Origin of the sequence: Eubacterium sp. ER2 (assembly GCF_000765215.1) — a bacterium.
Lineage (GTDB): Bacteria > Bacillota > Clostridia > Lachnospirales > Lachnospiraceae > Claveliimonas > Claveliimonas intestinigallinarum.
The window spans coordinates 104,615-128,683 of the sequence record NZ_JPJE01000002.1; the positions used below are offsets into that span (position 1 = coordinate 104,615).

A 24,069-nucleotide genomic window follows, 5' to 3' on the forward strand; every position below is an offset into this window, starting at 1 on the left:
TAAAAGAAAAAGGGACAGCCGTCAATGCGGACTGTCCATTTGGCATCTCTCTTTGTCTATCTGGCAGTTTCAGCAGCCTCTCAGATTATGTTCACGATTAGACCTGTTTGTTTTTCACCCGGCATTTTCCCAAATCTTTGCAAAAATATCCGGCGCCGGATTCCTCGGACAGTCTGTTCAAGGGAAAACCGGCGCCGGCGCCATCTTTCTCTATTCTACTGTATCTTCCCTACGCCCCAAAGTACGCCTGGATCTCCTGCATCCTCTCCGTCTGCTTCACATGGAAGGGACACCGTCTGTCGCAGTGGCCGCAGCCGGTGCAGTCAGACGCCTTTTTCTCCAGATGGAGATAGTGGTCTTTTGCCAGAGCATCCCCCGCCATAGCAAGGTCATAGTACTTGTTGATAAGTCCCACATCCAGACCGAAGGGGCAGGGCTGGCAGTGGTTGCAGTAGACGCAGACCCCTTCCGCGTCCCGGGGCGCAAAGGAGCCGAGGATCGAGTAGTCCCGCTCCTCCTTGGACGCCTCAAAAAAGCCCAGAAGCCGCTGCAGATCCGCTGTGCTGCGAAGTCCCGGAAGGACGGTCAGCACGCCCGGCTTGTCCAGCGCGTACTGGATGCACTGATATTCGCTGAGAGCCTGACCAAAGGGGGAAGTTCCCGCACTCAAAAGCTGTCCGCCCCCAAATGCCTTCATGACAGAGATGCCTACGCCCTCCGCCTCGCACCGGCGGTACAGAGCCGTCCGCTCGTCCACGGTCCCGACGGCATAGTCTCCGTGTCGGTAGTCGTAGGCAGGATTGATACTGAACATGACCATGTCGATGAGTCCTGTGTCCAGCATCATGTTCACGATCTTCGGCGTGTGGGAGGACAGGGCAAGGTGACGGATAACTCCCTCCTCCTTCAGCTCCTTCATATAGTCCAGCGTTCCTCCCTCTGCGGCTTTCCTTAAGTCCGCCTCCTCGTCGATGCAGTGAACAAAGCCAAAATCAATATAGTCGGTCTTGAGCATAGCAAGCTGCCAGTCCACAGATTTTTTGATCTTCTCCAGGTTCAGTGTCCATCCGTATTTCCCCGTGGTGTACTCGGCCCCGAAATGGAGCTGGTAGTAGATGTCCTTTCTCTGATCTCTCAGAGTCTCTCCGTACGCGGCAAAGGGGACTGCCTCTGACATAGCCAGGTCAAAATAGTTGACGCCCCGGCTGACAGCCAGCTCCAGGGCCTGCCTCGTCTCTTTCTCTCCGCCCTCGCCGATGTAGCCTCCTCCAAGGCCGATCACGCTGATTCTCTCTCCTCCTCTTGGAAGTGTGCGGTATTCCATATGTATCTCCTCCTGTGTCCCCTTTTTTCACAATTTATTATAAAATGGCCGCTCAAAAAGGGCAAATACTTAAAAACAATACATTCCTATAGCTGTTCCGTATGGATCGCACATCGGGCCGGCGGTCTCCTGCGGTTTTGTTCAGTTTCAAAAAAATGTTCCGCCATCCTGCTCTGTATGTTATAATTCTTTTTGTTGTATCCAACGTATTTAAATATGAAATCATTTTATAGAAAGAAGGCTTGTGCATATGAAACCATTTGCAGACAAGAAGATCACTGTCCTGGGACTGGGAGGCGTAGGCGGCTACGTAGGCGCCCTGCTGGCGGACGCATATCCCCACGTCACCTTTGTAGCCCGTGGAGAGCGGGGAAGATCCATCCGGGAGAAGGGCCTTGTCCTCCACAGCGACTACCGGGGAGAACGCACTGTCCGCCCGGAGCGTGTGGTGGAGACAGCAGAGAGCCTGGAAACCCAGGACTACATTTTTATCTGCGTCAAAAATTATTCCCTAAAGGAGGCCTGCCTCTCCCTCGCAGGCTGCGTGTCCGAGGGCACCGTCATCGTCCCTGTCATGAACGGCGCAGACCCCGGTGACCGGGTGCGGGAGTACCTGCCAAAAGGCACGGTCGTCGACTCTCTCATCTACATCGTGGCTTTTGCAAACGCCGACTTCTCCATCACCCAGCAGGACAAATTTGCCAACCTCTACGTGGGCATCCAGGATGCCAGCGCTCCCTGCTGGCAAAAATGCTGTGATGTGACAGACCTGCTGAACATCGCCGGCGTGGACTGCACCGCCTCCCGGGATATCCAGGCTGAGATCTGGAAAAAATACATACTGAACTGCGCCTACAATGTAGAGACAGCTCTCTACGACAACTCCATCGGGCAGCTCCGGGAGGACCCCAAGAAGGCCGCCATCTATGAAGCTCTCGTGGACGAGGCATGGCGGGTGGCTCTGGCAAAGGGCATCCACGTGACGCAGGCAGACCGGGACGCCATCATCTACCGCTTCTACTACAAGCTGCAGTACGATGCGACCAGCTCTCTCCAGCGGGACGTAGGCGCCGGGCGTCCTACAGAGCTTGAGACCTTCAGCGGCTATATCGTCCGGGAGGCGCAGCGCCTTGGAGTAGATGCTCCGGTATCTGCGGACATGTACAGGAAACTGAAAGAAAAATGCCGGGTCTGACCCCGCGTGACTACCGAAGGAGGAACATACAATGACACGATTATTAAGCTACCTGCGGCCCCATCCCATCATCACGGTCATGGCCCCTCTCTTTAAGATGCTGGAGGCCACCTTCGAGCTCTTTGTCCCCCTGGTAGTGGCGCAGATGATCGACGTGGGAATTGCCGGGAACAATACTCCCTATCTCTGGAGAATGGGCGCACTCCTCATTCTCCTTGGCATCGTGGGCTTCTCCTTTTCACTGACCGCCCAGTACTTTGCGGCCAAATCTGCCGTCAGTGCCGGCATGGCTATGCGCAGCGACCTGTTTGCCCACATCGGCACCTTCTCCTACCAGGAGATCGACACGATCGGCACTTCCACCCTCATCAACCGGATGACCAATGATGTGAACCAGGTACAGAACGGAATCAATATGTTTCTCCGCCTGTTCCTGCGCTCTCCCTTTGTTGTCCTGGGAGCCATGGTCATGGCCTTCTCCGTGGATGTCAGGGCAGCACTTCCCTTTGCCATCACCATTCCTGTGCTCCTGGTGGTTGTCTTCGCCATCCTCCTGATCAGCATGCCCCTCTACAAGAAAGTACAAAGACAGCTTGACAGAGTACTCCTCCTGACACGGGAAAATCTCCTTGGCATCCGGGTTGTACGAGCCTTTGCGAGGCAGCGGGAGGAGAAGGAGCGGTTCAGCCGGGAGGCGGACGGGCTGTACAGAAAGCAGATCTTCGTGGGAAAAATCTCAGCCCTCTTAAATCCCCTCACTTACGTCATCATCAATCTTGGGATCATCGCGGTCCTCTGGTTCGGCGGGCGCCAGGTGGATGCAGGAGACCTGACCCAGGGACAGGTCATTGCCCTCATCAACTACATGTCCCAGATCCTGACAGAGCTGGTGAAGCTGGCCAATCTGATCATTCTTCTCTCCCGTGCCCTGGCAAGCCTTGCCCGGGTAGACGCCATCTTCGATGTGGAGCCCTCCATGCCCGATGAAGGGGCATCTCCCTCCTTCTCCTCTGCCCAGGAGGGACAGCCTGCCGTCTCCTTTGAAAATGTAGGCTTTACTTACGCCGGCGCAAGAGAGGAGACTCTCCAGGGCATCAGCTTTTCCGTCATGCCCGGAGAGACCATCGGCATCATCGGCGGGACAGGCTCAGGGAAATCTACGCTGGCAAACCTCATCCCCCGGTTCTACGACTGCACCTCCGGCACCATCCGCCTTTTCGGGCAGGATGTGCGCTCCCTTAAGCCCTCCGCCATCCGGAAAATAGTGGGCATCGTCCCGCAGAAAGCCACAATCTTCTCCGGCACGCTCAGAAAAAACATGCAGTGGGGCAAGCGGGACGCCACGGACGAGGAAATCTACCGGGCGCTGGATATCGCCCAGGCAAGAGAGTTCGTAGACAGCAAGGAGAAGGGACTGGATCTAATGATCCAGCAGGGCGGCAGCAACCTGTCCGGCGGGCAGAAGCAGCGGCTCACCATCGCCCGGGCTCTCGCAGGAGAGCCGGACATCCTCATCCTGGATGACAGTGCCTCAGCTCTTGACTTTGCCACGGATGCGAAACTCCGAAGGGCTATCAAGGGAAGCACCGAAAATATGACCGTGTTCATCATCTCCCAGCGGGTATCCGCTATCCGCAGCGCGGATCATATCCTTGTCCTGGATGACGGCCGTCCCGCCGGGTACGGCACTCACGAGGAGCTGTTCTCCTCTAACCACGTATACCAGGAGATCTGCGCATCTCAGTCTGCCGGAAAGGAGGCATCTGCAAATGCATAAAGAAAAAACAGAAAAAAAAGTGGACAGCCAGAAGACGCTGAAACGGATCCTCCTCTATATCCGGCCCTACACAGCTCTCGTCATCCTCTCCCTCCTTCTCTCAGCTCTGACCGTGGGGCTGACACTCTACATCCCCATTCTGACCGGGCGGGGCGTGGACTGCATCGTGGGAGAAGGACAGGTGGATTTCAAAGGGCTCATGGCCGTGATCACGGGGATTCTCATCTCCATCGCCATTACCGCGGCGGCCCAGTGGATCATGAACCATATCAACAACAAGATCACCTACCGTATCGTCCGGGATCTTCGGACCCAGGCTTTTGGCCATCTCCAGGAGCTGCCCCTGTCCTATGTGGACCGGCACTCCTCAGGGGATCTGTTAAGCCGTGTCATCACGGATATCGACCAGTTCTCCGACGGACTGCTTCTGGGCTTCACCCAGCTCTTTACAGGGGTGGCCACCATTGTGGGAACCATCCTTTTCATGCTGGGCATTAACCCCTGGATCACCCTGATCGTGGTGGTTTTAAGCCCCATGTCCTTCCTGGTAGCCAATTTCATCTCCAGGAAGTCCTTCACCATGTTCAAAAAACAGTCCGAGACCCGGGGGGAGCTGACAGGCTTTACAAACGAGATGCTGGGCGGCATCAAGGTGGTCCAGGCCTTCGGCTATCAGGACGAGGCAAATGAGGAGTTTGACGAGATCAACAGAAGGCTCTCCGAGTACTCTCTGAAGGCCACCTTCTTCTCCTCCATCACCAACCCCGCCACCCGCTTCATGTACTCGGCCATCTACGCGGGCGTGGCCATTGCAGGGTGCTTTTCTGTCATAGGCGGCATGCTGACCGTGGGACAGCTCTCCAGCTTCCTGAGCTACACAAACCAATACACAAAGCCTTTTAATGACATCACCAGCGTGCTGACCGAGTTCCAGAATTCCATCGCCTCCGCCGCCCGGGTGTTTGAGCTCATAGACGAGCCGTCTGCACCGGCTGAGCCTGCGGACGCCATTGTCCTTACCGAGCCGGAGGGGCGCATTCTCCTGCAGGATGTGGACTTCTCCTACACGCCCCAGGTGCCTCTCATCCAGGGGCTGAACCTGTCCGTAGAACCGGGGCAGCGGATCGCTATCGTGGGACCCACGGGCTGCGGCAAGACCACCCTCATCAACCTGCTCATGCGGTTCTACGATGTACAGAAGGGCTCCATCCAGGTGGACGGACACGACATACGTCAGATCACCCGCCACTCCCTGCGCACCAGCTACGGCATGGTCCTCCAGGAGACCTGGCTGAAATCCGCCTCCATCCGGGACAACATCGCCTACGGCCGGCCTGACGCCACAGAGGAGGAGATCATTGAGGCAGCCAAAAAGGCGCACGCCCACAGCTTTATCATGCGTATGCCGGAGGGGTATGACACCATCATCTCCGAGGGCGGCGGCAACCTGTCCCAGGGACAGAAGCAGCTCCTGTGCATCGCCAGGATCATGCTCTGCCTGCCCCCCATGCTGATCCTGGACGAGGCCACCTCCTCCATCGACACCATGACGGAGATCCGCATTCAGAAAGCCTTTGAGACGCTGATGAAGGGGCGCACCAGCTTTGTGGTAGCACACCGCCTCTCCACCATCCAGACGGCAGACGTGATCCTTGTCATGAACCAGGGGCACATCATCGAGCAGGGGACGCACCAGGAGCTTCTGGCAAAGAAGGGCTTCTACGCGGACCTGTACTACAGCCAGTTTGCGGCGGACAGCTAGGCCTTCCCCCTTTTCTTTCGACGGCCTGCCAAGTTTTTTCATTTTTTTCTTGACAGGCCTGCCAAAGTATAATATAATAATTTTTGCTGTGAGAGATACGCAGCAATGTGGGCATAGCTCAGCTGGATAGAGCGTCTGGCTACGGACCAGAAGGTCGGGGGTTCGAATCCTCTTGCCCACGCTTTGGAGACGGGTTCCGGGATGGAGCCCGTTTTTTTGTTCCTGTCGGATGCTTTTCATCAGAAAACCTTCATTTTCATTTCACATTTATTTAATATCGCAGTCACATTTTCATCACATTTTCCCGGTATAGTAATAATCGAACAAAGGAATGAAACCTTTATTCAATTTTCTTTTTCATAATTTCCCCCTCCGGCCAGAGTGTTTTCACTCTGGTCTTTTTATGCCCTTTTGTTTGACTTGCCCTCTTCCCCTGGTATACAATAGAATGAATTGACACGAGAGTCATTCTACATCAAATGAAAAGGACTGAAGAAAATGACAAAAAAAATAGCCGTTATCAACGACCTCTCCGGATTTGGGCGATGCTCTCTCACAGCCGCCATTTCCGTCATCTCTGTCATGGGAGTGCAGCCCTGTCCCCTGCCCACAGCCATCTTAAGCGGGCAGACCGGATATCCCCACTACTACTTTGACAGCTATACAGACAAGATGCCTCTCATCCGCTCCGAGTGGGAAAAGATGGGGGTCCGCTTCGACGGCATCTGCACCGGCTTTCTGGCAGATGAAAGACAGGTGAAGCAGATCCAGATGTTCCTGGACAGTTTCCTGAATGAAGACACCTTTCTCCTGGTGGATCCGGTCCTGGGCGGGGACGGAAAGCCCCACGGCCTCTTCACGGAAGGGCTCCTGAAGAAAATGCAGGAGCTGTGCAAAAGGGCGGACATCATCACCCCAAACCTGACTGAGCTGTGCCTCCTCACAGGAGCCGACTATGAGGAGCTGGGATCCATCAAAAATATCTCTCTCCTCATGGAGGTAATCAGTGAGCTGGCCCGCTCTCTCCTCCACGAGAGGCTCCGGGAGGTGCTCGTCACTGGCATCCGCTACACGGACGGGGACGGCGTCCCCATGATGGGCAACCTGACCGTGACCGCTGGCGGTCACACCCTGCTCCCCTTCCCCCTCATCGGGGGCAGCTACTCCGGCACCGGGGACCTCTTTGCCGCCTGCATCGCGGCTGGCATGGCAAGAGGGGACTCTGTGGAGGACACGGTCCGGCTGGCCGGGAAATTCATCAGCCTGGCCATGGCTGACTCCATAAAAGAACAGGTACCTCGCAATGACGGCGTCAATTACGAAAAGTACCTGTCCATGCTGGCTCCTAGCGGAACCCTCTATAACGGTTCAGACACGCATAGATCTCCTGCTTCCTCGTCATAGCGAGGGAGGAGGGGATATAGGAGCCCTTCACCAGGCAGGAAAGTCCCCTGCCTTCTATCTCTCTCCAGATTTTCTCCGCCAGCTCCTCCAGGCTGGCGTTCTTTTTTGTCTCCATCTCCTCGATGACATTTTTCAGCACATAGCTGAGCGTAGTGGTCTGCTCGCTGTCCGTGATCTGCTCCACATACTTGAGCTCCACCGTGTCCTTTCCGATGGAGAAGCTGTCCTTTCCATACTGCTTTACCTTGATCTGGCCGTGCTTTTTGTCGATCTTTCCAAGGCGGGGATGGCGGGACATGACACCCCATCTGGCGATACCCTCGGACTCCTTCCTGTGGGCTGTCACAAAATCCATCTCCTCTTTATTCCGGCTGCATATATCCTTCACCTGATCCGTGATGTCGTATGCCCGGTAGGTGTCCATCTGGATGATCTTGTCCGCGATGTAGAAGTAGGCTCCCGAGCTGCCCGCCACAAGGATGACAGAGATATCCTTCTCCTCGTAGAGCTTCCTGGCCTGCTCGATAAAGGGGGTGATGGGCTCCTGCTCTCTGGCGATGACGGACTGCATGAGGGCGTCCCGCACCATAAAGTTTGTGGCCGAGGTGTCCTCGTCGATGAGGAGCACGCCTGCTCCCGCCTCCACAGCCTCCACCACATTGGCCGCCTGGGAGGTGGAACCGCTGGCATCCTCTGTGGAGAAGTCCACCGTGTCCTTCCCGTTGGGGAGATGGTTGATAAAAGGCGAGATGTCCACATGGGCCACCGCCCTTCCGTCCTCCGCCCGGATCTTCATAGCCGTGTCGTCTGTGATGACGTACTCTCTTCCGTCCCCCCTGATATGGTTGTACACGCCCAGCTCCAGCGCCTTCAGGAGAGTGGATTTGCCGTGATAGCCGCCGCCCACAATGAGGGTGATGCCTTTTGGCACCGCCATCCCCTTCAGCGCACCCTTATGGGGAAGGGAAAGCTCCACCTCCATGCTCTTCGGGCTCTCAAACACCACCGCCCCTTTCATGGGCTTGTCTGAGACGCCGCTCTGCCGGGGCAGGACAGAGCCGTTGGCCACAAAGGCGGCCAGGCCTCTCTTTCTTAGCTCCTCCCGGATAAAGGTCTGGTCCTCCGCCAGGTCCGCCACCTCCCGGAGCACCTTCGGATTGAGATTTTTGTAATACAGGGCTCTCTTCACACATTGGGGCACGTAGTCAAACAGGATCTTCTTCAGCTCCGGAGCGTTGATGGTCCGGCCGTTTGCGGGAAATCCCACCTCAAAGCGCACCAGGATCCGCTTTCCGTTCATCTCCAGGGCTGTCCGCTCCAGCACCTCCTGGCCGCAGCGGCTGATGCTGATAAGACCGCTCTTGCCGGAGCCCTTCGCCTGGAACATGTACTCGCCGATCTGCCGGGAGAACTCCCTTGTAAGATGATCCTGCAGGGCAATCCTCTTGTCCTTTCTGTCAAAAAGCTCCTCCGGGAAGGCCGCCGTCTTCTGGGACACCTCCACGCTCACCTTGGAGGGCGCCGCAAAGGGATCTCCCTGCACGTGGTCGATGTGGAGGATAAAGCCGGGGAACTGCCAGCTCCCGGCCAGGCTCTTGTATGCCGGATAGCTTTTCCTGTGTATGCTCATAAGCTGCTGTTCCAGCTGCACTGATGTGTTCATATTCTGTCTTTGCTCCTTTTCGTCTATTCCTATTTCTGTTCCCGGAATACAAAGGTTCCGGTCTTCTCATCCATGGCGTCCACAATGGCCAGGGACTCAAGCTGATATCCCAGATTTCTTATAATGCTGCCTCCTGCCTGGAAGCCTTTCTCGATGACAATTCCAATTCCCTCCACGGTGGCACCCGCCGCCTGGACGATTTGGATCAGTCCCTGGAGAGCACAGCCGTTGGCCAGGAAATCATCGATGATCAGCACGTGATCCTCCTCACTCAGGAATTTCTGGGACACGATGACCTGGTTCTTGCAGCGGTGGGTAAAGGACTCTACCTCCGCCACGTACATCTCTCCCTCCAGGTTGATGCTCTGGGTCTTCTTGGCGAACACCACCGGCACCTTGAAGTGCTGGGCCGCCACGCAGGCGATGCCGATGCCGGAGGCCTCAATGGTGAGGATCTTGTTGATGGGCTTGCCCTCAAATCTCCTCTTGAACTCCGCCCCGATCTGGTCAAACAGCTCAATGTCCATCTGATGATTTAAAAAGCTGTCCACCTTCAGCACGTTCCCTTCTGTAATAATTCCATCCTTTACAATGCGTTCCTCTAAAAAATTCATACCAAATTCCTCTTTTGTTTTTGATTTTACTATCTATTATAGGAGAAAACGGCATAGTTGACAATCACTGTTTTTTCATTCTATACTTTATCTGTTGCCGCGGGGCCGGACGCGGACAGTCCCGGGAAAGGGCAGCCGCCCGTCCGCCCCGCATTTTGTGAGACGAGGAGAATACATATGGAAAAGATCACGACTGTTTTATTTGACCTGGACGGGACCTTGCTCCCCATGGACCAGGATCTGTTTGTAAAATCATATTTCAAAAGGCTGGCTGAAAAGATGGCCCCCAGAGGCTACGACCCGGAGGGCCTGATCAAGGCCGTGTGGGGCGGCACCGCCGCCATGGTACAAAACGACGGCAGAGCCACCAACGAGGAGGTATTCTGGGACTTCTTCAGCAGCGTCTACGGTGAGAAAGCCCTAAAGGACATCCCCGTCTTCCAGGAGTTTTATGAGGTGGAATTTCAGGAGGCCAGACAGGTGTGCGGCCACAATCCGCTGGCGGCCCGCTCCGTGGCACTCTGCCGGGAGCTGGGACTTCGCAGGGTCCTGGCCACTAATCCCCTCTTTCCCTCCATCGCCACAGAGAGCCGGATGAGGTGGGCCGGCGTCTCGCCGGAGGACTTCGAATACTACACCACCTATGAGAATTCCGTCCACTGCAAGCCCAACCCGGACTACTACAGGGACATCCTCGCCCACTGTGGCCTGCGTCCCCAGGAGTGCCTGATGGTGGGAAACGATGTATCAGAGGACATGATCACGGAAACACTGGGAATGAAGGTCTTTCTTCTTACGGACTGCCTGATCAACAAGGAGGGACGGGATCTGTCCGGCTATCCCCGGGGAGGCTTTGAGGATCTGATTTCCTATTTGGAAAAACTGAGATAAGGAGGCGTGCGGCTTTGCAGACAACAATCAACAATCTCTTTTCATTCATCCGGCTCTCTCCCACCAGCTTCCACACGGTGGACACTATGAAGGCCGCTCTGCAAAAAGAGGGCTACATGCAGCTGGAGGAGAGCCGCCCCTGGGCACTGGCTCCGGGAGGAAAATATTTTGTCACCCGCAATCTCTCCTCCCTCATCGTCTTCCGTGTTCCGGAGGGATCCCCGGACAGCTTCCACATCATCGCCAGCCACAGCGACTCCCCTTCCCTCAAGATCAAAGAGATGCCGGAGCTTCCCTCAGCCGGGCTCTACGTCCGCCTGAATGTGGAGCGGTACGGCGGCATGCTGATGGCTCCCTGGCTGGACCGGCCGCTCTCCGTGGCGGGGCGCATCCTTGTGGAGGAGGACGGGAGGCTTCGGACAAGACTTGTGAACATAGACCGGGATCTCCTCCTCATCCCCAACCTGGCCATCCACATGAACAAGGAGGCCAACGCCGGCTTCAAGCCGGATCCCCAGAAGGACATGCTGCCCCTCTACGGAGACATTGCCCGGAAGGACACCTTCCTCCGCTGCGTAGCGGAGGCTGCCGGGACAGTACCGGAGCGGATCGCAGGCCATGACCTGCTGCTCTACTGCCGCATGCCGGGGATCTGCTGGGGCGCGGCAGGGGAGTACATCTCAGCTCCCAGACTGGATGACCTGCAGTGCGTCTTCGCCTCCCTGACCGCCTTTCTAAAGACGGAGAGGGAAAGCGGCAGCACCTCTATCCCCGTCCACTGCGTGCTGGACAACGAGGAGGTAGGCAGCGGCACAAAGCAGGGCGCCGCCTCCACCTTTCTCAAGGACACCCTCCGGCGGATCTGCCTTTGTCTCGGAAAAACGGAGGAGGACTATCTTGCCATGCTCTCCTCCAGCTTCATGCTGTCGGCAGACAACGCCCACGCGGTGCACCCCAACCAGCCGGAGAGATCGGACGCCGTAAACCGTCCGGCCATGAACCAGGGCATTGTGATCAAGTACAACGGAAACCAGCGGTATACAACGGACGCTGTCTCCGCCGCCCTCTTCAAGACTATCTGCCGCCGGGCAGGAGTTCCCTTCCAGACCTTCCTGAACCGCTCCGACATGGCAGGAGGCTCCACTCTGGGGAACATTTCCAATGCCCAGGTAGCCCTGAACACAGTGGACATCGGCCTGGCCCAGCTCGCCATGCACTCTCCCTTCGAGACGGCCGGAGCCTCGGACACAGACAATATGATCCGGGCCATGGAGGAATTTTTCCGGTGCGGTATCCGGTGCCTGGGCGACGGCTCATACGACATCATCTGATCAAATGCCTGGTTTTTCCAGGCATTTTTTATTATTAACAAATCATTCAAAAAATTCACAATTTATTTACTGAATAATAGTGGTTTTTCACAACAGAAGTGCTATAATAGGTCTCAAATCGTTATTTTTTCAATACAGGAATGGAGGAAAGATCAAATGGACAATCAATTGGCACTACTGACACTTTGCGGATCGATCATTGCTCTTCTTTTTGTGGCAAGCCGAGCGAAGAGAGTCCTGGGCTTCTCTGAGGGCACTGACCAGATGAAAAAGATCTCCGCATCCATCCACAACGGGGCTATGGCCTACTTAAGGCGCCAGTACAAGATCCTGGTGTGCTTTTTTGTCGTCATGTTCGTCATCCTCTTTGTCATGTCAGCTCTGGGACTTCTGACATGGTTCGTTCCCTTTGCCTTTGTGACAGGAGGATTTTTTTCCGGCCTCTCCGGCTTTGTAGGCATGCAGATCGCCACCAGGGCTAACGCCCGGACGGCGGCCGCCTGCCAGAGCAGTCTGAACAAGGGACTGAATGTGGCCTTCTCAGCCGGGTCTGTCATGGGCTTCACGGTGGTGGGACTGGGACTTCTGGATATCTCCATCTGGTACCTTCTGCTCCGCCTCGTCTTCCATCTTCCGCTGGAGGACCTTACAAGCACTATGCTGACCTTCGGAATGGGAGCTTCTTCCATGGCTCTGTTCGCCCGTGTGGGCGGCGGCATTTACACCAAGGCAGCCGATGTGGGCGCCGACCTGGTCGGAAAGGTGGAGGCCGGCATCCCGGAGGATGATCCCAGAAACCCGGCTGTTATCGCGGACAACGTGGGCGACAATGTGGGCGACGTAGCCGGCATGGGCGCTGACCTCTACGAGTCCTACGTGGGCTCCATCCTCTCCGCCTGCTCCCTGGGCGTCATCGCCTTTGACAAGGTGGCCTCTGTGGACAGCGTCAACGCCGTGGTAATCCCCATGGTCCTGGCCGCTGTGGGCGTGCTGGCATCCATCATCGGCTCCCTGCTGGTAAAGACAGGGGAGAGCACAGACCAGAGCACTCTTCTTAAGGCTCTGCGCCGCGGAACCAACACGAGCGCCCTGATCATCGCGGTCATCGCCTTCCCGCTTGTATGGTTTATCCTTGGAAGGGAGTTCATCGGCGTGTACTTCGCCATCCTGGGCGGACTGCTGGCAGGCGTGCTGATCGGCTTCTTTACCGAGTACTTTACATCTGATACATACAAACCGACCCAGAACCTGGCAGACAAATCCGAGACCGGCTCCGCCACCATCATCATCGGCGGGCTGAGCCTTGGCATGCTGTCCACCGCGGTTCCCATCATCATTATCGCCGTGTGCGTCATGGCTGCCTACGCCTTCTCCGGCGGCTTTATCGAGTCCACAAGAGGCCTCTACGGCATTGCCCTGGCAGCTGTGGGTATGCTCTCCACGCTGGGTATCACGCTGGCCACAGACGCCTACGGTCCCATCGCTGACAACGCCGGAGGAATCGCCGAGATGGCAGGTCTGGAGGAGACCGTGCGCCAGCGCACCGACGCCCTGGACTCCCTGGGCAATACGACGGCCGCCACAGGAAAGGGCTTCGCCATCGGAAGCGCTGCCCTCACCGCCCTGGCTCTCATCGCCTCCTATGTGGAGAAGGTGCAGGAGGTAGGCGGCAGCGATGTGGTTCTGGACATGAGCGTCATGAACCCCACCGTTCTTGTGGGCATCTTCATCGGCGCCTGCCTGCCCTTCGTCTTCGCAGCACTCACCATGTCCTCTGTAGGCCGCGCGGCACAGAGCATCGTTGTTGAGGTGCGCCGCCAGTTTAAGGAGATCAAGGGCCTGATGGAGGGGAAGGCTGACGCGGACTACGAGACATGCGTGGACATCTGCACAAAGGCCAGCCTCCACGAGATGATCCTCCCCACTCTGCTGGCCATCGTGACCCCTGTGGTGACGGGACTGATCCTTGGCTACAACGGCGTTATCGGCCTTCTCACAGGCTCCACGGCAACCGGCTTCCTGATGGCCATCTTCATGGCGAACGCGGGCGGCGCCTGGGACAATGCCAAGAAGTACATTGAGAGCGGAAAGCACGGCGGCAAGGGAAGCGAGCAGCACAAGGCCGCTGTAGTGGGCGACACAGTAGGCGATCCATTCAAGGATACGTCAGGGCCCTCCATCAACATCCTCATCAAGCTGCTGTCCATGGTTTCCATCGTGTTTGCAGCGCTTGTTGTAAACTATCATATATTCTGACAGAGACGAAAAAAAGACCGGGCGGAAATGCCCGGTTCTTTCATGTCTCTTTCACTTATCTTGTCTGTGAGATCAATATACCAGTGGAAGATTAAAGAGAAAAATATTTTTTATTTCCAGATCCAGCACATGCCGTTGTAGAAGTACTGCTGCGCATACTCCCCGCTGTGGGTGCCGCCTCGCCTAAAGTAACTGGCTCGCTTGCTGTGTCTGACTCCTCAGCCCGGGGCTGCACCTTCTCTATATCCTGCTCCTGACTCCCGCCAGGGAAAGAGAGGACATAGAGAACAGGAAAATACAAAGCGCTGTCTTTTGCATGGAACATCCATCTCCTTGCCTGCATTGTATTTTCCTTCACTCCACAGTCTCCAGGGTGACAGAGCCGCTGCCCTCAATCTTCAGCTCCCGCTCTTTCTTTTCAAGATACAGCCTCGTGGTGAACACCATCTCACCGCCGTTGACAAAGATCTCGGCGATGGAGCTGTCCACCAGGATGAGGAGCCGATCCACAGGTTCCTCCAGACGCCCGGTGCGGGCTTTACGGCCGCCTCCGCAGGCGGAGGGCTCTCCCTCTTCATTTATATAGGATAGTGTCACTGTGTCCCGGTCCGCCTGTATGGCAAGTCCGTTCCCGGGTGTCCCAAGGAGGACTCCCGCGCTTCCGCCGCTAATGTCCCTGATATCCAGCCGGACTGCCCGGCTGCTCCAGCGAAACGGCTCTCCGCCGCTTGGGTCTTCTTTCCTCCAGGGGAGACCAAAAATCTCCCGGACCGGCCGCTGGATGACCCGGCCCCTCTCAAGGGTCAGCTCCCTTGGCAGGGTGAGGCAGTGCTGCCAGCCGTTTTTTACAGACAGGTTTGCGTGCTCCTCCTGGGTATCCGGGACACCGGCCCAGCCGATCAGAATGCGTCTGCCGTCCTCCGCCTGAAAGGTCTGGGGCGCGTAGAAGTCAAATCCCATATCCCACTCTGTGAATGTCTCCTCCGGTCTGCCGCCGGACAGGAAGCCCCATCCGGACTGGTATCTGTTCTGGAACCGCTCTTTTTCATGGGCCAGCCCCTGTGGGCTGAAGGAGAGGATTTTCCTCTCTTCCTCCCCCTCTCCGAGGGAAAAGATGTCCGGGCACTCCCACATGTAGCCGAAATACTGCTTCGGGAAGATCTCCCGCTCCAGCGACCAGCTGTGCATATCTGCCGAGGAGTAGACAAGGACTCCCCCCTCGTCCCGGCGCTCTCCGTCTTCCTTCCAGGCTCTTCTCCTTGCGCCCAGCACCATGTGATACCGGCCCTCCTCCTTCCACACCTTGGGATCCCGGACATGCTGGGTGATGTCCGCCGGGTAGTCCTTCATCTCAAGGACCTTCTCCTTTTGGGACATGTGCTGTCCGTCCGGGCTCTCCACCAGGATCTGGGTGGAAATCCTCCCCGCGTCAATGTAGTCGTAGTCCCCGGGGAGCTTCACGTTTCCCGTGTAGAAGAGGTACAGCCTGCCATCCTCCACCAGCGCGGAGCCGGAGTAGACGCCGCCTGCGTCCTCCGGGATGTCTGTGGTCAGGACAGGCTCTTTGTACTCCCAGTGGAGGAGATCCTGGCTCACACAGTGGCCCCAGAAGCCGCCTCCGCCGTTTACGCTTAAAGGGGAATACTGAAAATAGGCGTGGAAGATGCCCTGGAACTGGCACAGTCCGTTGGGATCGTTGATCCAGCCCACCGGGGGCATGATGTGAAATCTTGTCCGGAAGGGACAGCTCTTCACTGTCCCTTCCATAGACTGCTCCTGCTCCCGGGCCTTTTCCATCATTTCCTTTGTCTTTTCATTCATAGTCATTATCCCTGCATAGCGACAACCGCGATCCTGTCGCCTGCCGCCACGGTCCTTTCCGCGTCTCTTACCAGCTGGGTGCCCTCCACAGGCTCTGTGAATATCAAGCAGGCGGCTGTGTCATACCCCTCCGCTTTGATCTTCTCCATGTCAAAGTCCAGCAGATAGTCGCCCTGTTTCACCTGCTGTCCCTCGGTCACATGGGCGGTGAAATATTTTCCTCCCAGATTGACTGTGTCAATGCCCACATGGATGAGAAAGCCGCTGCCGGCCTTCGTCCGCAGGGCAATGGCGTGCTTTGTGTCCATGACCATCTCCACTGTGCTGTCCGCAGGGGCGTAGATCTTCCCCTCCGCAGGCAGGATAGCCACCCCGTCTCCCAACACCTTCTGGGCAAAGGTGGGGTCGTTCACCTTCTCAATGCCGACCAGCTCGCCCGGCACGTAGGCCTTTATCTCCTCCGGGAAATCCGCCGCCTTGTCGGATACAGGCTGCCCGGATACCTGCTGGGCAGATGTCTCCTCCGCCGGCGATGCCGCTGCACCAGGCGCCGTCTCCTTCGGTGCCGTCCGTGCGGGTTCCTGGTTTGCCTTTCCCCTGAAGCCTATGCTCAGGAGTATGGTGAAGAGGAAGCCCGCTGCCAGAGCCACCACGTGGGCGATGATATAGTTGATATAGCCGTTGTGGGCCGGGTCCGCCAGGGCAAGTCCGGGCACCACAGTGGTTCCGAAGCCGAGGGCTGCCAGGTCTGTGACGTAGACGATCACGCCGCCCACTGCTCCGCCCAGGCAACCGCCGATGATGGGGTAGCGATACCGCAGGTTCACACCGAAGAGAGCCGGCTCGGTGATGCCGAACAGTACAGAGATAAAGCTGGGTATACAGAGCTCCCTCGTCTTAGCCTCCTTAAAGTGCCCCGCAAGATAGCCGAGGACAGCGCCGCCCTGGGCGATGATGGCCACAGACATGAGGGGATTTAGGAAGTTTCTTCCCGTATCCACCAGGAGCTGAGACTCGATGGCACCGAACACATGGTGCAGTCCGGTGATGACGATGAGCTGCTGCACGCCGGAGAAGGCGGCGTAGCCAATCACGCCCAGATTTTCCGTCATCCACACGAGCACGGCCGTAATCCCGTTTGCCAGCCCCCGCCCGATGGGCCCGATGATCATGAACAGCAAAAACGAGCTGACCAGGGTGGTCAGAAGGGGCGATACGAGAAGACGGATCACCTCCGGTATCTTCCGCTCAAAGAAAATGTCCAGCTTGGCTGTCACGATGCCGATGAGCAGGGCCACGATGATGCCGCCCTGGAAGCCGATGAGCTCCACCGGCAGTCCGAAAATGTGCAGGGTCGTGACCTCCACTGTCCCCTGGGCCGCCGCGCTGGCGTCCGCCAGGCTGTTGGTCAGCATGATGCAGCCAATGACAAGTCCCATGATGGGCCGGCCGCCGAACCGCTTCACTGTGCTGTAGGCCACGCAGAGGGGCAGGAACCCGAAGATGGCGCCGGATGAAATATTGATCAGCCTGGACAGGCCATAGAGCGTGTCGTTGTTCTGCACAAACTCAATATTTCCAAGCACACTGGAAAGACCGGTCAGAAGAGCCGCCGCCAGGATGCCCGGCATGATCTCGATAAACACATCCGATAGGGCCTTGACCGCTCTCTGGAGAGGGTTCATCCTCTTGTTTGCCTTTGTCTTCAGGTCTCCCAGGCTCATGCTGTCCATGTGCAGGTACTCCGCCAGTACCTGGCACACATCGTTGACCAGGCCGGCTCCGAAGATGATCTGCAGCTGGTCTCCCGCCACAAACACACCCTTTGCCAGGTCCACCTCCTCGATGGCCTTTGTGTCCGCCTTGTCGTTGTCCTCCAGCACGAGGCGCAGCCTGGTGGCACAGTGGGCTATGCCCAGGATGTTGCTGCGCCCGCCGCAAAGGCGGACAATGTCTTCCGCTATCTTCTCATAGCGCTGTCTCTTTTCCGCATCCATTACTATTCCTCCTATTCCCTGTATCATGCGTATGTTTCCGCGAACAAACATCTTGTCGAGAGCTCTCTTCCATTTGTTCTTGTAATTATGATTATAGTTGGATATACTAAAGATAATATAGACAAATGTTGTATATCTATGTTATTTTGTTGGTTCTTTCCACAGAAGGAGGCTCTATGAAGGATTACATTTTTTCCAACGACTTTTCCAGAAACCTGGACGCCATGATCTACACCTGCGGCTACGAGACGTGTCGGCCCTCCCACAGCTACGGCCCCGCCGTGCGCAGCGGCTACATGATCCACTATATCCTGAAGGGGAAGGGCGTCTACAAGACCGGCGGACATATCTATCCCCTGTCGGAGGGGGACGCTTTCCTCATTTGCCCCAACGAGCTGATCTACTACGAGGCGGACAAATACAATCCATGGACCTACACCTGGATCGGCTTCCAGGGCGTGAAGATGGAGCAGTACCTGAAGCGCACCTCCCTCCTCGACACCCCCTGCTTCCACTACGGGAAGGACGACCGGGTCCGGCTCTGCCACGAAAAGATGTTCGAGGCCTCCAAGCTGCCCCACAACCGGGATCTGATGATGAACAGCGTCATGTACGAGTACCTGTACCTGCTGGCCAGCAAATTTCCCCGGACCTACATTCCCCCGAAGGAGAAGAAGATCTCCTACGTGGAGGAGGCCCTCCGGTATATTGAAAACAATTACGACGGGGATGTCAACATCCAGGTCATCGCTGACCACCTGAACATCGAGCGCACCTACCTGTACCGCCTCTTCAAGACCATCACCGGGGTCTCACCCCAGGAGTACCTGCTGGACTTCAGGCTCCGCCGGGCCTGCAGCCTTCTGGAGAGCACGGACCTGTCCGTCAGCTACATAGCCCGTTCCGTGGGGTACGAGGACGCCCTCTATTTCTCCCGCCTTTTTAAGCAAAAAAAGGGGCGCACCCCTATCCGATACAGGCAGGAGTGCACCCGCGAGAAGCCTGCGCCTTCATCAGACCCACAGACCCCCGCTAAAGAGCGCTGAAAGGTGCAAAAAATGCACCGAAAATACTACAGCTCGATCAGCTCGTACTCCCGGGAGCCAACTCCCAGGTCTGCGGCCGCCTCGATGGTGTGGATGCCATTGCGGCTGTTCACCCGCTCCATAAAGTGGTCGCGCCCCGGATCATCGGAGTTCATGACCAGATCAATGCAGGCCTGGTCTATGGCCACCGGGTCTGTGGAGGCCAGGATGCCGATATCCTTCATGCACGGATCCTCCGCCACAACGCAGCAGTCACAGTCCACAGAAAGATTTTTCATGACATTGATGAACGCGATCTTTCCAGCAAAATGATCCACCACACTGGAGGCTGCGTCCGCCATGGCCTCCGGGAAGACAACGCTGGACGCGTGCTGCTTCCATGTCTCAAACCGGTCGTCTGTCTTTCCGGCAGAGTGGATCAGCGCCTTGCCCGCCCGGGATGCACAGCCGATGGCGAGCTGCTTGAGGGCTCCGCCGTAGCCTCCCATGGGATGTCCCTTGAAGTGGGCCAGCACAAGCATGGAGTCGTAGTTCTCAATGTGCTTCCCCAGCTTGTTCTCCTTCAGGATCTTTCCGCCCGGAACAGGCCATACCACATCCGGCCCCTCCGCGTCCATCAGATCCACGTCAAAATATTTTGTCCAGCCGTGCTCCTCCAGCAGCTGAAGATGAGAGGGAGTATTGTCACGCACGCCGCCTGCCGCGTCGCCGTAGGCTGTATTGCACTCCACAATGGTTCCCTTGATCTTGTCCACCATAGGCTTCCAGAATTCAGGGCGGAGGAAATTCTAGTTCCCCTTCTCCCCGGAGTGAACCTTCACAGCCACCTTTCCGGGAAGCTCCACGCCCAGCGCATTGTACATTTCAACCACCTTCTCAGGTGTGATCTCTCTTGTAAAATATACTTTTGATTTCATGATCTCATTTCCCTCGCTTTCCTGCCGTCCGCACATGAGATGGCATCCGTATTCTGTTTTTATTCTAGCACCTAAAGTTAGCTTAAGGTCAAGCTCTTTCCAGGCAAAATTTTATCCAGGGATAAGAAGATGTGATATTCAGAAAAAGAATACCTTCCAGGCATAGAAGAGGATAAATTATAAGCATTAGACATCTCGCCTTCTCCATACTACAATGAAAACATCCAGAAAGGAGGCGTCAAATGACCATTGATGAAGTGAGCAGGTGCTGCGGCATCCCCCTCAAAGTCCTGCAGGAATATGACAACACGGACCCGGAGCGTCTGAGCGTGCTCATCACCCTGCACCAGATCGGCTTTGAGAGCGCCGAGATAGAAGCCTACATGAAGCTGCTGGAAAAAGAGGACAGCGATGGCCAGCGCCTCCGGATACTTGAGCGGAAGCGGCGCAGACTTCTCGATGAGATCCATTTCCAGGAAAAGCAGCTCAGCCAGCTGGACTATCTCCGCTACAGCATCCGCAAAAAGCAAAGTAAAAAAACAACTATTTAAGGAGGCATTTTTCATGAAAATTCAGGACAAAGAGACTTTTGACAAGGCGAATGTATTCGGGCAGGGTCAGGCAAACACCGCCTACGCCCAGTATTTTATCGGAAATTCCTATTTAAATCCGCTGACTGACCCAAAGGAGTGCGGCGTCGGCCTGGCCAACGTCACCTTTGAGCCGGGATGCCGCAACAACTGGCACATCCACCACGCAAAGACAGGCGGCGGACAGATCCTCGTCTGCACAGCTGGCAGCGGCTGGTATCAGGAGGAGGGCAAGGAGCCTGTCAGCCTGGAGCCCGGCACGGTCATCGTCATCCCGGCTGAGGTCAAGCACTGGCACGGCGCCAAGGCTGACAGCTGGTTCTCCCACATCGCCTTTGAGGCTCCCGGCACAGAGACAAGCAACGAGTGGCTGGAGCCGGTGGACGACGAGACATACGCCAACCTGGGCTAAACTGAGCAAAACGGAAATAACTTGGTGATTGCCTTACAGCGGGATTTATCTTATACTTAACTGTGTTGAAAAAATATTGGGAAACACAGTTGAAAGGAGACTACTCACATGAATTTTATATATCCCGCTGTCTTCCGCAAAAGGGAAGACGGAAAGTACCACGCGACCTTCCCGGACCTGGCATGCTGCGAGGCTGTCGGCGACACCCTGGACGACGCCATTGATAACGCCAACGAGGCGGCCCGCAATTGGATCTCCGTGGAGCTGGAGGAAGAGGAGCCGGACATGCCCTGCGTCTCCGACCTGGAGGACATCCCCGTCGGGGAGGGCGATATCGTCCGCAACATCTCTGTCAATATCCGCTTCTACGAGGGCTGGGACGAGTAGAGCCGGCCGGACAGGAAGCTGTACAGGTTCCGGTTTGTCGTCTGGTTGATCCTGCTGTCCTCCAGGAATTCCCGCAGGGGCTCCTGGAGGCTGCACTCGCCGCATATATCCACGCCGATCACCTTCTGGTTCGCGAACACGCCTGAGAGCAGCCTCTCCAGCGTTCTGACCGACATGCCTCCCTGGTTCCAGTTTGTCCTGGCTCCATACCGGTCCAGCACATCCTTGTCTATGGAAATGTAGGCGGGGAGGCTCATGTCGATCCTTTTTATCTCATTTTCAGCCGTCTGCTCGCCGGCCTCCTGGAGGCTGACGCAGACGGCCTTCTTTCTCATCCTGTCGGGAAGCTCCCGGACTGTCTTTGGATCCGGCCCGATGAGTATCATCTGTCTCAGATACGGATTTTTCCACAGCAGCTCGCCCGCCCAGCTTCCGCAGCTGGTCAGCTCATGGATGAGGGGCTGCTGCATGTCGCTGTGATGGTCGAACAGCACAAGGGAAAAAGGGATCCGGATCTTTTCCACAAATAATTTTGTCACATAGTGGTAATTCCCATTGTCCAGAAAATGAATGCCCTCCGGCCCAAAGCCCTGCAGGCGCCGCCGGATCTCCTCCTGTGCCTCCGGGGAACAGTACATGTCCGTCCCCCGGATGTCGCTCATATCGATCCTTGTGATATCGTCTGCCTCTTTTTCAATTCCCTCCGGGTAGATATGGGTAAAATCAAGCAGCAGGTTCTGTGTCTTTTCCAAATCACTCCCTCCCTCTGTCCTAGCCCTGGGCCGCAAAATTACCCGTGTAGAGCTGGTAGTATTTTCCTTTCTTCTCGATCAGCTCGTCGTGGGTTCCTCTCTCGATGATGCGCCCCTGCTCCATGACCATGATGCAGTCGGAGTTCTTGACCGTGGAAAGCCTGTGGGCGATGACAAAGGTGGTCCGCCCCTTCATCAGGGCGTCCATGCCTGCCTGCACCAGCTTCTCGGTTCGGGTATCGATGGAGGATGTGGCCTCATCCAGGATCAGGGCCGGCGGGTCTGCCACAGCCGCCCGGGCGATGGCCAGAAGCTGCCTCTGTCCCTGGCTCAGATTGGAGCCGTCGCCGGTGAGCATGGTGTCATAGCCGTCCGGCAGACGCCGGATAAATCCGTCCGCATTGGCCAGCCTGGCTGCCCGGATACACTCCTCGTCTGTGGCGTCCAGCTTTCCGTAGCGGATGTTGTCCATGACTGTCCCGGTGAACAGGTGGGTGTCCTGGAGCACCATGCCCAGTGACCGGCGCAGGTCCGGCTTCTTGATCTTGTTGATGTTGATGCCGTCGTAGCGGATCTTTCCGTCCGCAATGTCGTAGAACCGGTTGATCAGGTTGGTGATGGTCGTCTTGCCGGCTCCCGTGGCTCCGACAAAGGCAATCTTCTGTCCCGGCTTCGCGTAGAGGCTGATATTGTGGAGAACGATCTTCTCGTCTGTGTAGCCGAAATCCACATCGTCAAACACAACGCCGCCCTCCTGCCTTGTGTAGGTGACTGTGCCCTCCGCCTTGTGGGGGTGCTTCCACGCCCACAGGTTGGTGCGCACGTCGGACTCTGTAAGCTGCCCGTTCTCGTCCTCCTTGGCGTTGACCAGCTCCACATAGCCCTCGTCCATCTCCGGCTCCTGATCCATCAGGTCAAAGACACGCTGGGCGCCGGCTGCGGCGTTGACGACAAAGTTGAGCTGCTGGCTCACCTGGGTGATGGGGTTGGTAAAGCTCTTGTTCAGTCCCACGAATGTGACCACTGTTCCGATGGTGACGCCGGCCAGGCCGTTGATGCCCAGAATGGCGCCTACGATGGCAACCAGGGCGTAGCTGATCCAGCCGATATTGGCGTTCACAGGCATCAGCAGGTTGGCGTACCGGTTGGCCTTGTTGGCGCTGTTCCGGAGCCTCTCATTGACCTTGTGGAAATCCTCCATGGCCGCCTGCTCGTGGCAGAACACCTTGACTACCTTCTGGCCGTCCAGCATCTCCTCGATGAATCCGTCCACGGCTCCCAGGTCGATCTGCTGGCGGACATAGTATTTTCCGGACAGCTGTGAGAACTTGGATGTCACAAAGAGCATGACCGCGGCCGTCAGTATGGAGATCACGGTCAGGGCCGGGTTCAGCACGATCATGGTGACCAGGGTGGCCGCCATGGTGATCACAGAGTTAATGATCTGTGGAACGCTCTGGCTGAGCATCTGCCGCAGAGTGTCCACATCGTTTGTGTACACGGACATGATGTCGCCGTGGGCGTGGGTGTCAAAATACTTGATGGGCAGGGACTCCATCCTGCGGAACAGGTCATCCCTCAGATGGAGCATCGTGCCTTGGCTCACATTGACCATAATGCGGTTGTAGGCAAAGGCTGTGATCACACCGCCCGCCATGATGCAGGCCAGGCGGAACAGGTCAGAGGCCAGCCCACTGAAATCGTCCGTCCCGTTCTGCAGCATGGGCGTGATATAGTCATCCACCAGCGTCTGGGGGAATGTGGCCCCCACCACTGTCGCGATGGCAGTGAGCAGAATACAGACAATGACAATGAAAAACGGAATTTTATAGTAATGGAGCATGTACCGGATGACCCTGCTGATCAGCTTTGTCGCTCTGGCTGACCTGGCCTGGGACTGCTGCTCGTTCTTTTTCTCATTCATAGACAT

At 56.6% G+C, this 24,069-nt stretch carries 19 protein-coding genes, 1 tRNA gene and 1 pseudogene; 12 read left to right on the top strand and 9 right to left on the bottom strand.

Annotated features, from left to right (window positions below; all coding sequences use genetic code 11):
- Positions 1-229 precede the first annotated feature (229 nt).
- Positions 230-1,324, bottom strand: a complete 1,095-nt coding sequence (locus NI21_RS0100790; RefSeq protein WP_033124333.1) for an aldo/keto reductase — start codon at positions 1,322-1,324, stop codon at positions 230-232.
- Positions 1,325-1,574: 250 nt separating this feature from the next.
- On the opposite strand from NI21_RS0100790, the gene NI21_RS0100795 reads away from it, so the two are divergent.
- The 5 genes from NI21_RS0100795 (at position 1,575) to NI21_RS0100815 (ending at position 7,462) form a co-directional block, all read left to right on the top strand.
- The gene (locus NI21_RS0100795; RefSeq protein ID WP_033124334.1) at positions 1,575-2,519 is read left to right on the top strand and encodes a ketopantoate reductase family protein; all 945 of its coding nucleotides are present in this window, start codon (positions 1,575-1,577) and stop codon (positions 2,517-2,519) included.
- 31 nt (positions 2,520-2,550) lie between these two features.
- Positions 2,551-4,296, top strand: coding sequence for an ABC transporter ATP-binding protein (locus NI21_RS0100800; RefSeq protein ID WP_033124335.1), 1,746 nt, complete (start codon positions 2,551-2,553; stop codon positions 4,294-4,296).
- The gene (locus NI21_RS0100805; protein ID WP_033124336.1) at positions 4,289-6,058 is read left to right on the top strand and encodes an ABC transporter ATP-binding protein; all 1,770 of its coding nucleotides are present in this window, start codon (positions 4,289-4,291) and stop codon (positions 6,056-6,058) included. Before NI21_RS0100800 ends, NI21_RS0100805 begins: the two co-directional genes overlap by 8 nt.
- 107 nt (positions 6,059-6,165) lie before the next feature.
- A tRNA-Arg gene (locus NI21_RS0100810) sits at positions 6,166-6,239 on the top strand.
- A gap of 317 nt (positions 6,240-6,556) precedes the next feature.
- Positions 6,557-7,462: a pyridoxamine kinase gene (locus NI21_RS0100815; protein ID WP_052083740.1), complete on the top strand. Its 906-nt coding sequence runs from the start codon at positions 6,557-6,559 to the stop codon at positions 7,460-7,462.
- Here NI21_RS0100815 and NI21_RS0100820 read toward each other — a convergent pair.
- Together NI21_RS0100820 and NI21_RS0100825 are read right to left on the bottom strand one after the other, a co-directional pair.
- Positions 7,404-9,125 (bottom strand): ABC-ATPase domain-containing protein, encoded by a 1,722-nt coding sequence (locus NI21_RS0100820; RefSeq protein WP_033124337.1) that lies wholly within the window; start codon positions 9,123-9,125, stop codon positions 7,404-7,406. The two genes, NI21_RS0100815 and NI21_RS0100820, sit on opposite strands and share 59 nt — an antisense overlap.
- A gap of 29 nt (positions 9,126-9,154) precedes the next feature.
- Positions 9,155-9,739, bottom strand: coding sequence for a xanthine phosphoribosyltransferase (locus NI21_RS0100825; protein ID WP_033124338.1), 585 nt, complete (start codon positions 9,737-9,739; stop codon positions 9,155-9,157).
- Between the two features lie 177 nt (positions 9,740-9,916).
- On the opposite strand from NI21_RS0100825, the gene NI21_RS0100830 reads away from it, so the two are divergent.
- The 3 genes from NI21_RS0100830 (at position 9,917) to NI21_RS0100840 (ending at position 14,217) form a co-directional block, all read left to right on the top strand.
- Positions 9,917-10,630 carry an HAD family hydrolase gene (locus tag NI21_RS0100830; RefSeq protein ID WP_033124339.1) on the top strand — a complete coding sequence of 238 codons (714 nt, stop codon included), beginning with the start codon at positions 9,917-9,919 and terminating at the stop codon, positions 10,628-10,630.
- Between the two features lie 14 nt (positions 10,631-10,644).
- Positions 10,645-11,961 (top strand): M18 family aminopeptidase, encoded by a 1,317-nt coding sequence (locus NI21_RS0100835; protein ID WP_033124340.1) that lies wholly within the window; start codon positions 10,645-10,647, stop codon positions 11,959-11,961.
- 156 nt (positions 11,962-12,117) lie between these two features.
- The gene (locus NI21_RS0100840) at positions 12,118-14,217 is read left to right on the top strand and encodes a sodium-translocating pyrophosphatase (RefSeq protein WP_033124341.1); all 2,100 of its coding nucleotides are present in this window, start codon (positions 12,118-12,120) and stop codon (positions 14,215-14,217) included.
- Positions 14,218-14,571: 354 nt separating this feature from the next.
- Here NI21_RS0100840 and NI21_RS0100850 read toward each other — a convergent pair whose 3' ends face one another.
- Together NI21_RS0100850 and NI21_RS0100855 are read right to left on the bottom strand one after the other, a co-directional pair.
- Positions 14,572-16,038, bottom strand: coding sequence for a glycoside hydrolase family 32 protein (locus NI21_RS0100850; protein WP_033124343.1), 1,467 nt, complete (start codon positions 16,036-16,038; stop codon positions 14,572-14,574).
- A gap of 5 nt (positions 16,039-16,043) precedes the next feature.
- A complete protein-coding gene (locus tag NI21_RS0100855) occupies positions 16,044-18,035 on the bottom strand; it encodes a PTS transporter subunit IIBCA (protein WP_033124344.1) in 1,992 nt (663 codons plus the stop codon).
- Between the two features lie 176 nt (positions 18,036-18,211).
- On the opposite strand from NI21_RS0100855, the gene NI21_RS0100860 reads away from it, so the two are divergent.
- Positions 18,212-19,081, top strand: coding sequence for an AraC family transcriptional regulator (locus NI21_RS0100860; protein ID WP_052083743.1), 870 nt, complete (start codon positions 18,212-18,214; stop codon positions 19,079-19,081).
- A 26-nt stretch (positions 19,082-19,107) separates the two neighbouring features.
- Here NI21_RS0100860 and NI21_RS15775 read toward each other — a convergent pair.
- Both NI21_RS15775 and NI21_RS17200 read right to left on the bottom strand, forming a co-directional pair.
- Positions 19,108-19,851: pseudogene (locus NI21_RS15775) on the bottom strand (DUF362 domain-containing protein); the annotation flags it as partial.
- An 18-nt stretch (positions 19,852-19,869) separates the two neighbouring features.
- Positions 19,870-19,998 (bottom strand): hypothetical protein, encoded by a 129-nt coding sequence (locus NI21_RS17200; RefSeq protein WP_369792749.1) that lies wholly within the window; start codon positions 19,996-19,998, stop codon positions 19,870-19,872.
- 242 nt (positions 19,999-20,240) lie between these two features.
- Here NI21_RS17200 and NI21_RS0100870 point away from each other — a divergent pair, with 242 nt between their 5' ends.
- The 3 genes from NI21_RS0100870 to NI21_RS0100880 all read left to right on the top strand — a co-directional run bounded on the left by NI21_RS0100870 (position 20,241) and on the right by NI21_RS0100880 (position 21,387).
- Positions 20,241-20,549 carry a hypothetical protein gene (locus tag NI21_RS0100870; protein WP_033124345.1) on the top strand — a complete coding sequence of 103 codons (309 nt, stop codon included), beginning with the start codon at positions 20,241-20,243 and terminating at the stop codon, positions 20,547-20,549.
- 13 nt (positions 20,550-20,562) lie between these two features.
- Complete coding sequence (locus NI21_RS0100875; protein ID WP_033124346.1) at positions 20,563-21,000, top strand: cupin domain-containing protein; 438 nt, start codon at positions 20,563-20,565, stop codon at positions 20,998-21,000.
- Between the two features lie 108 nt (positions 21,001-21,108).
- Positions 21,109-21,387, top strand: coding sequence for a type II toxin-antitoxin system HicB family antitoxin (locus NI21_RS0100880; protein WP_033124347.1), 279 nt, complete (start codon positions 21,109-21,111; stop codon positions 21,385-21,387).
- Here NI21_RS0100880 and NI21_RS0100885 read toward each other — a convergent pair.
- Together NI21_RS0100885 and NI21_RS0100890 are read right to left on the bottom strand one after the other, a co-directional pair.
- A complete protein-coding gene (locus NI21_RS0100885) occupies positions 21,366-22,139 on the bottom strand; it encodes an arginase family protein (RefSeq protein ID WP_033124348.1) in 774 nt (257 codons plus the stop codon). The genes NI21_RS0100880 and NI21_RS0100885 overlap by 22 nt on opposite strands.
- Positions 22,140-22,158: 19 nt before the next feature.
- Entirely contained in the window at positions 22,159-24,063 is a 1,905-nt protein-coding gene (locus tag NI21_RS0100890) for an ABC transporter ATP-binding protein (RefSeq protein ID WP_033124370.1), read from the bottom strand.
- Between the last annotated feature and the right edge of the window lie 6 nt (positions 24,064-24,069).

Coding starts and splice junctions, on each gene's coding strand:
- NI21_RS0100790 (WP_033124333.1), bottom strand. CDS start 1,324: ATGGAATACCGCACACTTCCAAGAGGAGGAGAGAGAATCAGCGTGATC.
- NI21_RS0100795 (WP_033124334.1), top strand. CDS start 1,575: ATGAAACCATTTGCAGACAAGAAGATCACTGTCCTGGGACTGGGAGGC.
- NI21_RS0100800 (WP_033124335.1), top strand. CDS start 2,551: ATGACACGATTATTAAGCTACCTGCGGCCCCATCCCATCATCACGGTC.
- NI21_RS0100805 (WP_033124336.1), top strand. CDS start 4,289: ATGCATAAAGAAAAAACAGAAAAAAAAGTGGACAGCCAGAAGACGCTG.
- NI21_RS0100815 (WP_052083740.1), top strand. CDS start 6,557: ATGACAAAAAAAATAGCCGTTATCAACGACCTCTCCGGATTTGGGCGA.
- NI21_RS0100820 (WP_033124337.1), bottom strand. CDS start 9,125: ATGAACACATCAGTGCAGCTGGAACAGCAGCTTATGAGCATACACAGG.
- NI21_RS0100825 (WP_033124338.1), bottom strand. CDS start 9,739: ATGAATTTTTTAGAGGAACGCATTGTAAAGGATGGAATTATTACAGAA.
- NI21_RS0100830 (WP_033124339.1), top strand. CDS start 9,917: ATGGAAAAGATCACGACTGTTTTATTTGACCTGGACGGGACCTTGCTC.
- NI21_RS0100840 (WP_033124341.1), top strand. CDS start 12,118: ATGGACAATCAATTGGCACTACTGACACTTTGCGGATCGATCATTGCT.
- NI21_RS0100850 (WP_033124343.1), bottom strand. CDS start 16,038: ATGAATGAAAAGACAAAGGAAATGATGGAAAAGGCCCGGGAGCAGGAG.
- NI21_RS0100855 (WP_033124344.1), bottom strand. CDS start 18,035: ATGGATGCGGAAAAGAGACAGCGCTATGAGAAGATAGCGGAAGACATT.
- NI21_RS0100860 (WP_052083743.1), top strand. CDS start 18,212: ATGAAGGATTACATTTTTTCCAACGACTTTTCCAGAAACCTGGACGCC.
- NI21_RS17200 (WP_369792749.1), bottom strand. CDS start 19,998: ATGAAATCAAAAGTATATTTTACAAGAGAGATCACACCTGAGAAGGTG.
- NI21_RS0100870 (WP_033124345.1), top strand. CDS start 20,241: ATGACCATTGATGAAGTGAGCAGGTGCTGCGGCATCCCCCTCAAAGTC.
- NI21_RS0100875 (WP_033124346.1), top strand. CDS start 20,563: ATGAAAATTCAGGACAAAGAGACTTTTGACAAGGCGAATGTATTCGGG.
- NI21_RS0100880 (WP_033124347.1), top strand. CDS start 21,109: ATGAATTTTATATATCCCGCTGTCTTCCGCAAAAGGGAAGACGGAAAG.
- NI21_RS0100890 (WP_033124370.1), bottom strand. CDS start 24,063: ATGAATGAGAAAAAGAACGAGCAGCAGTCCCAGGCCAGGTCAGCCAGA.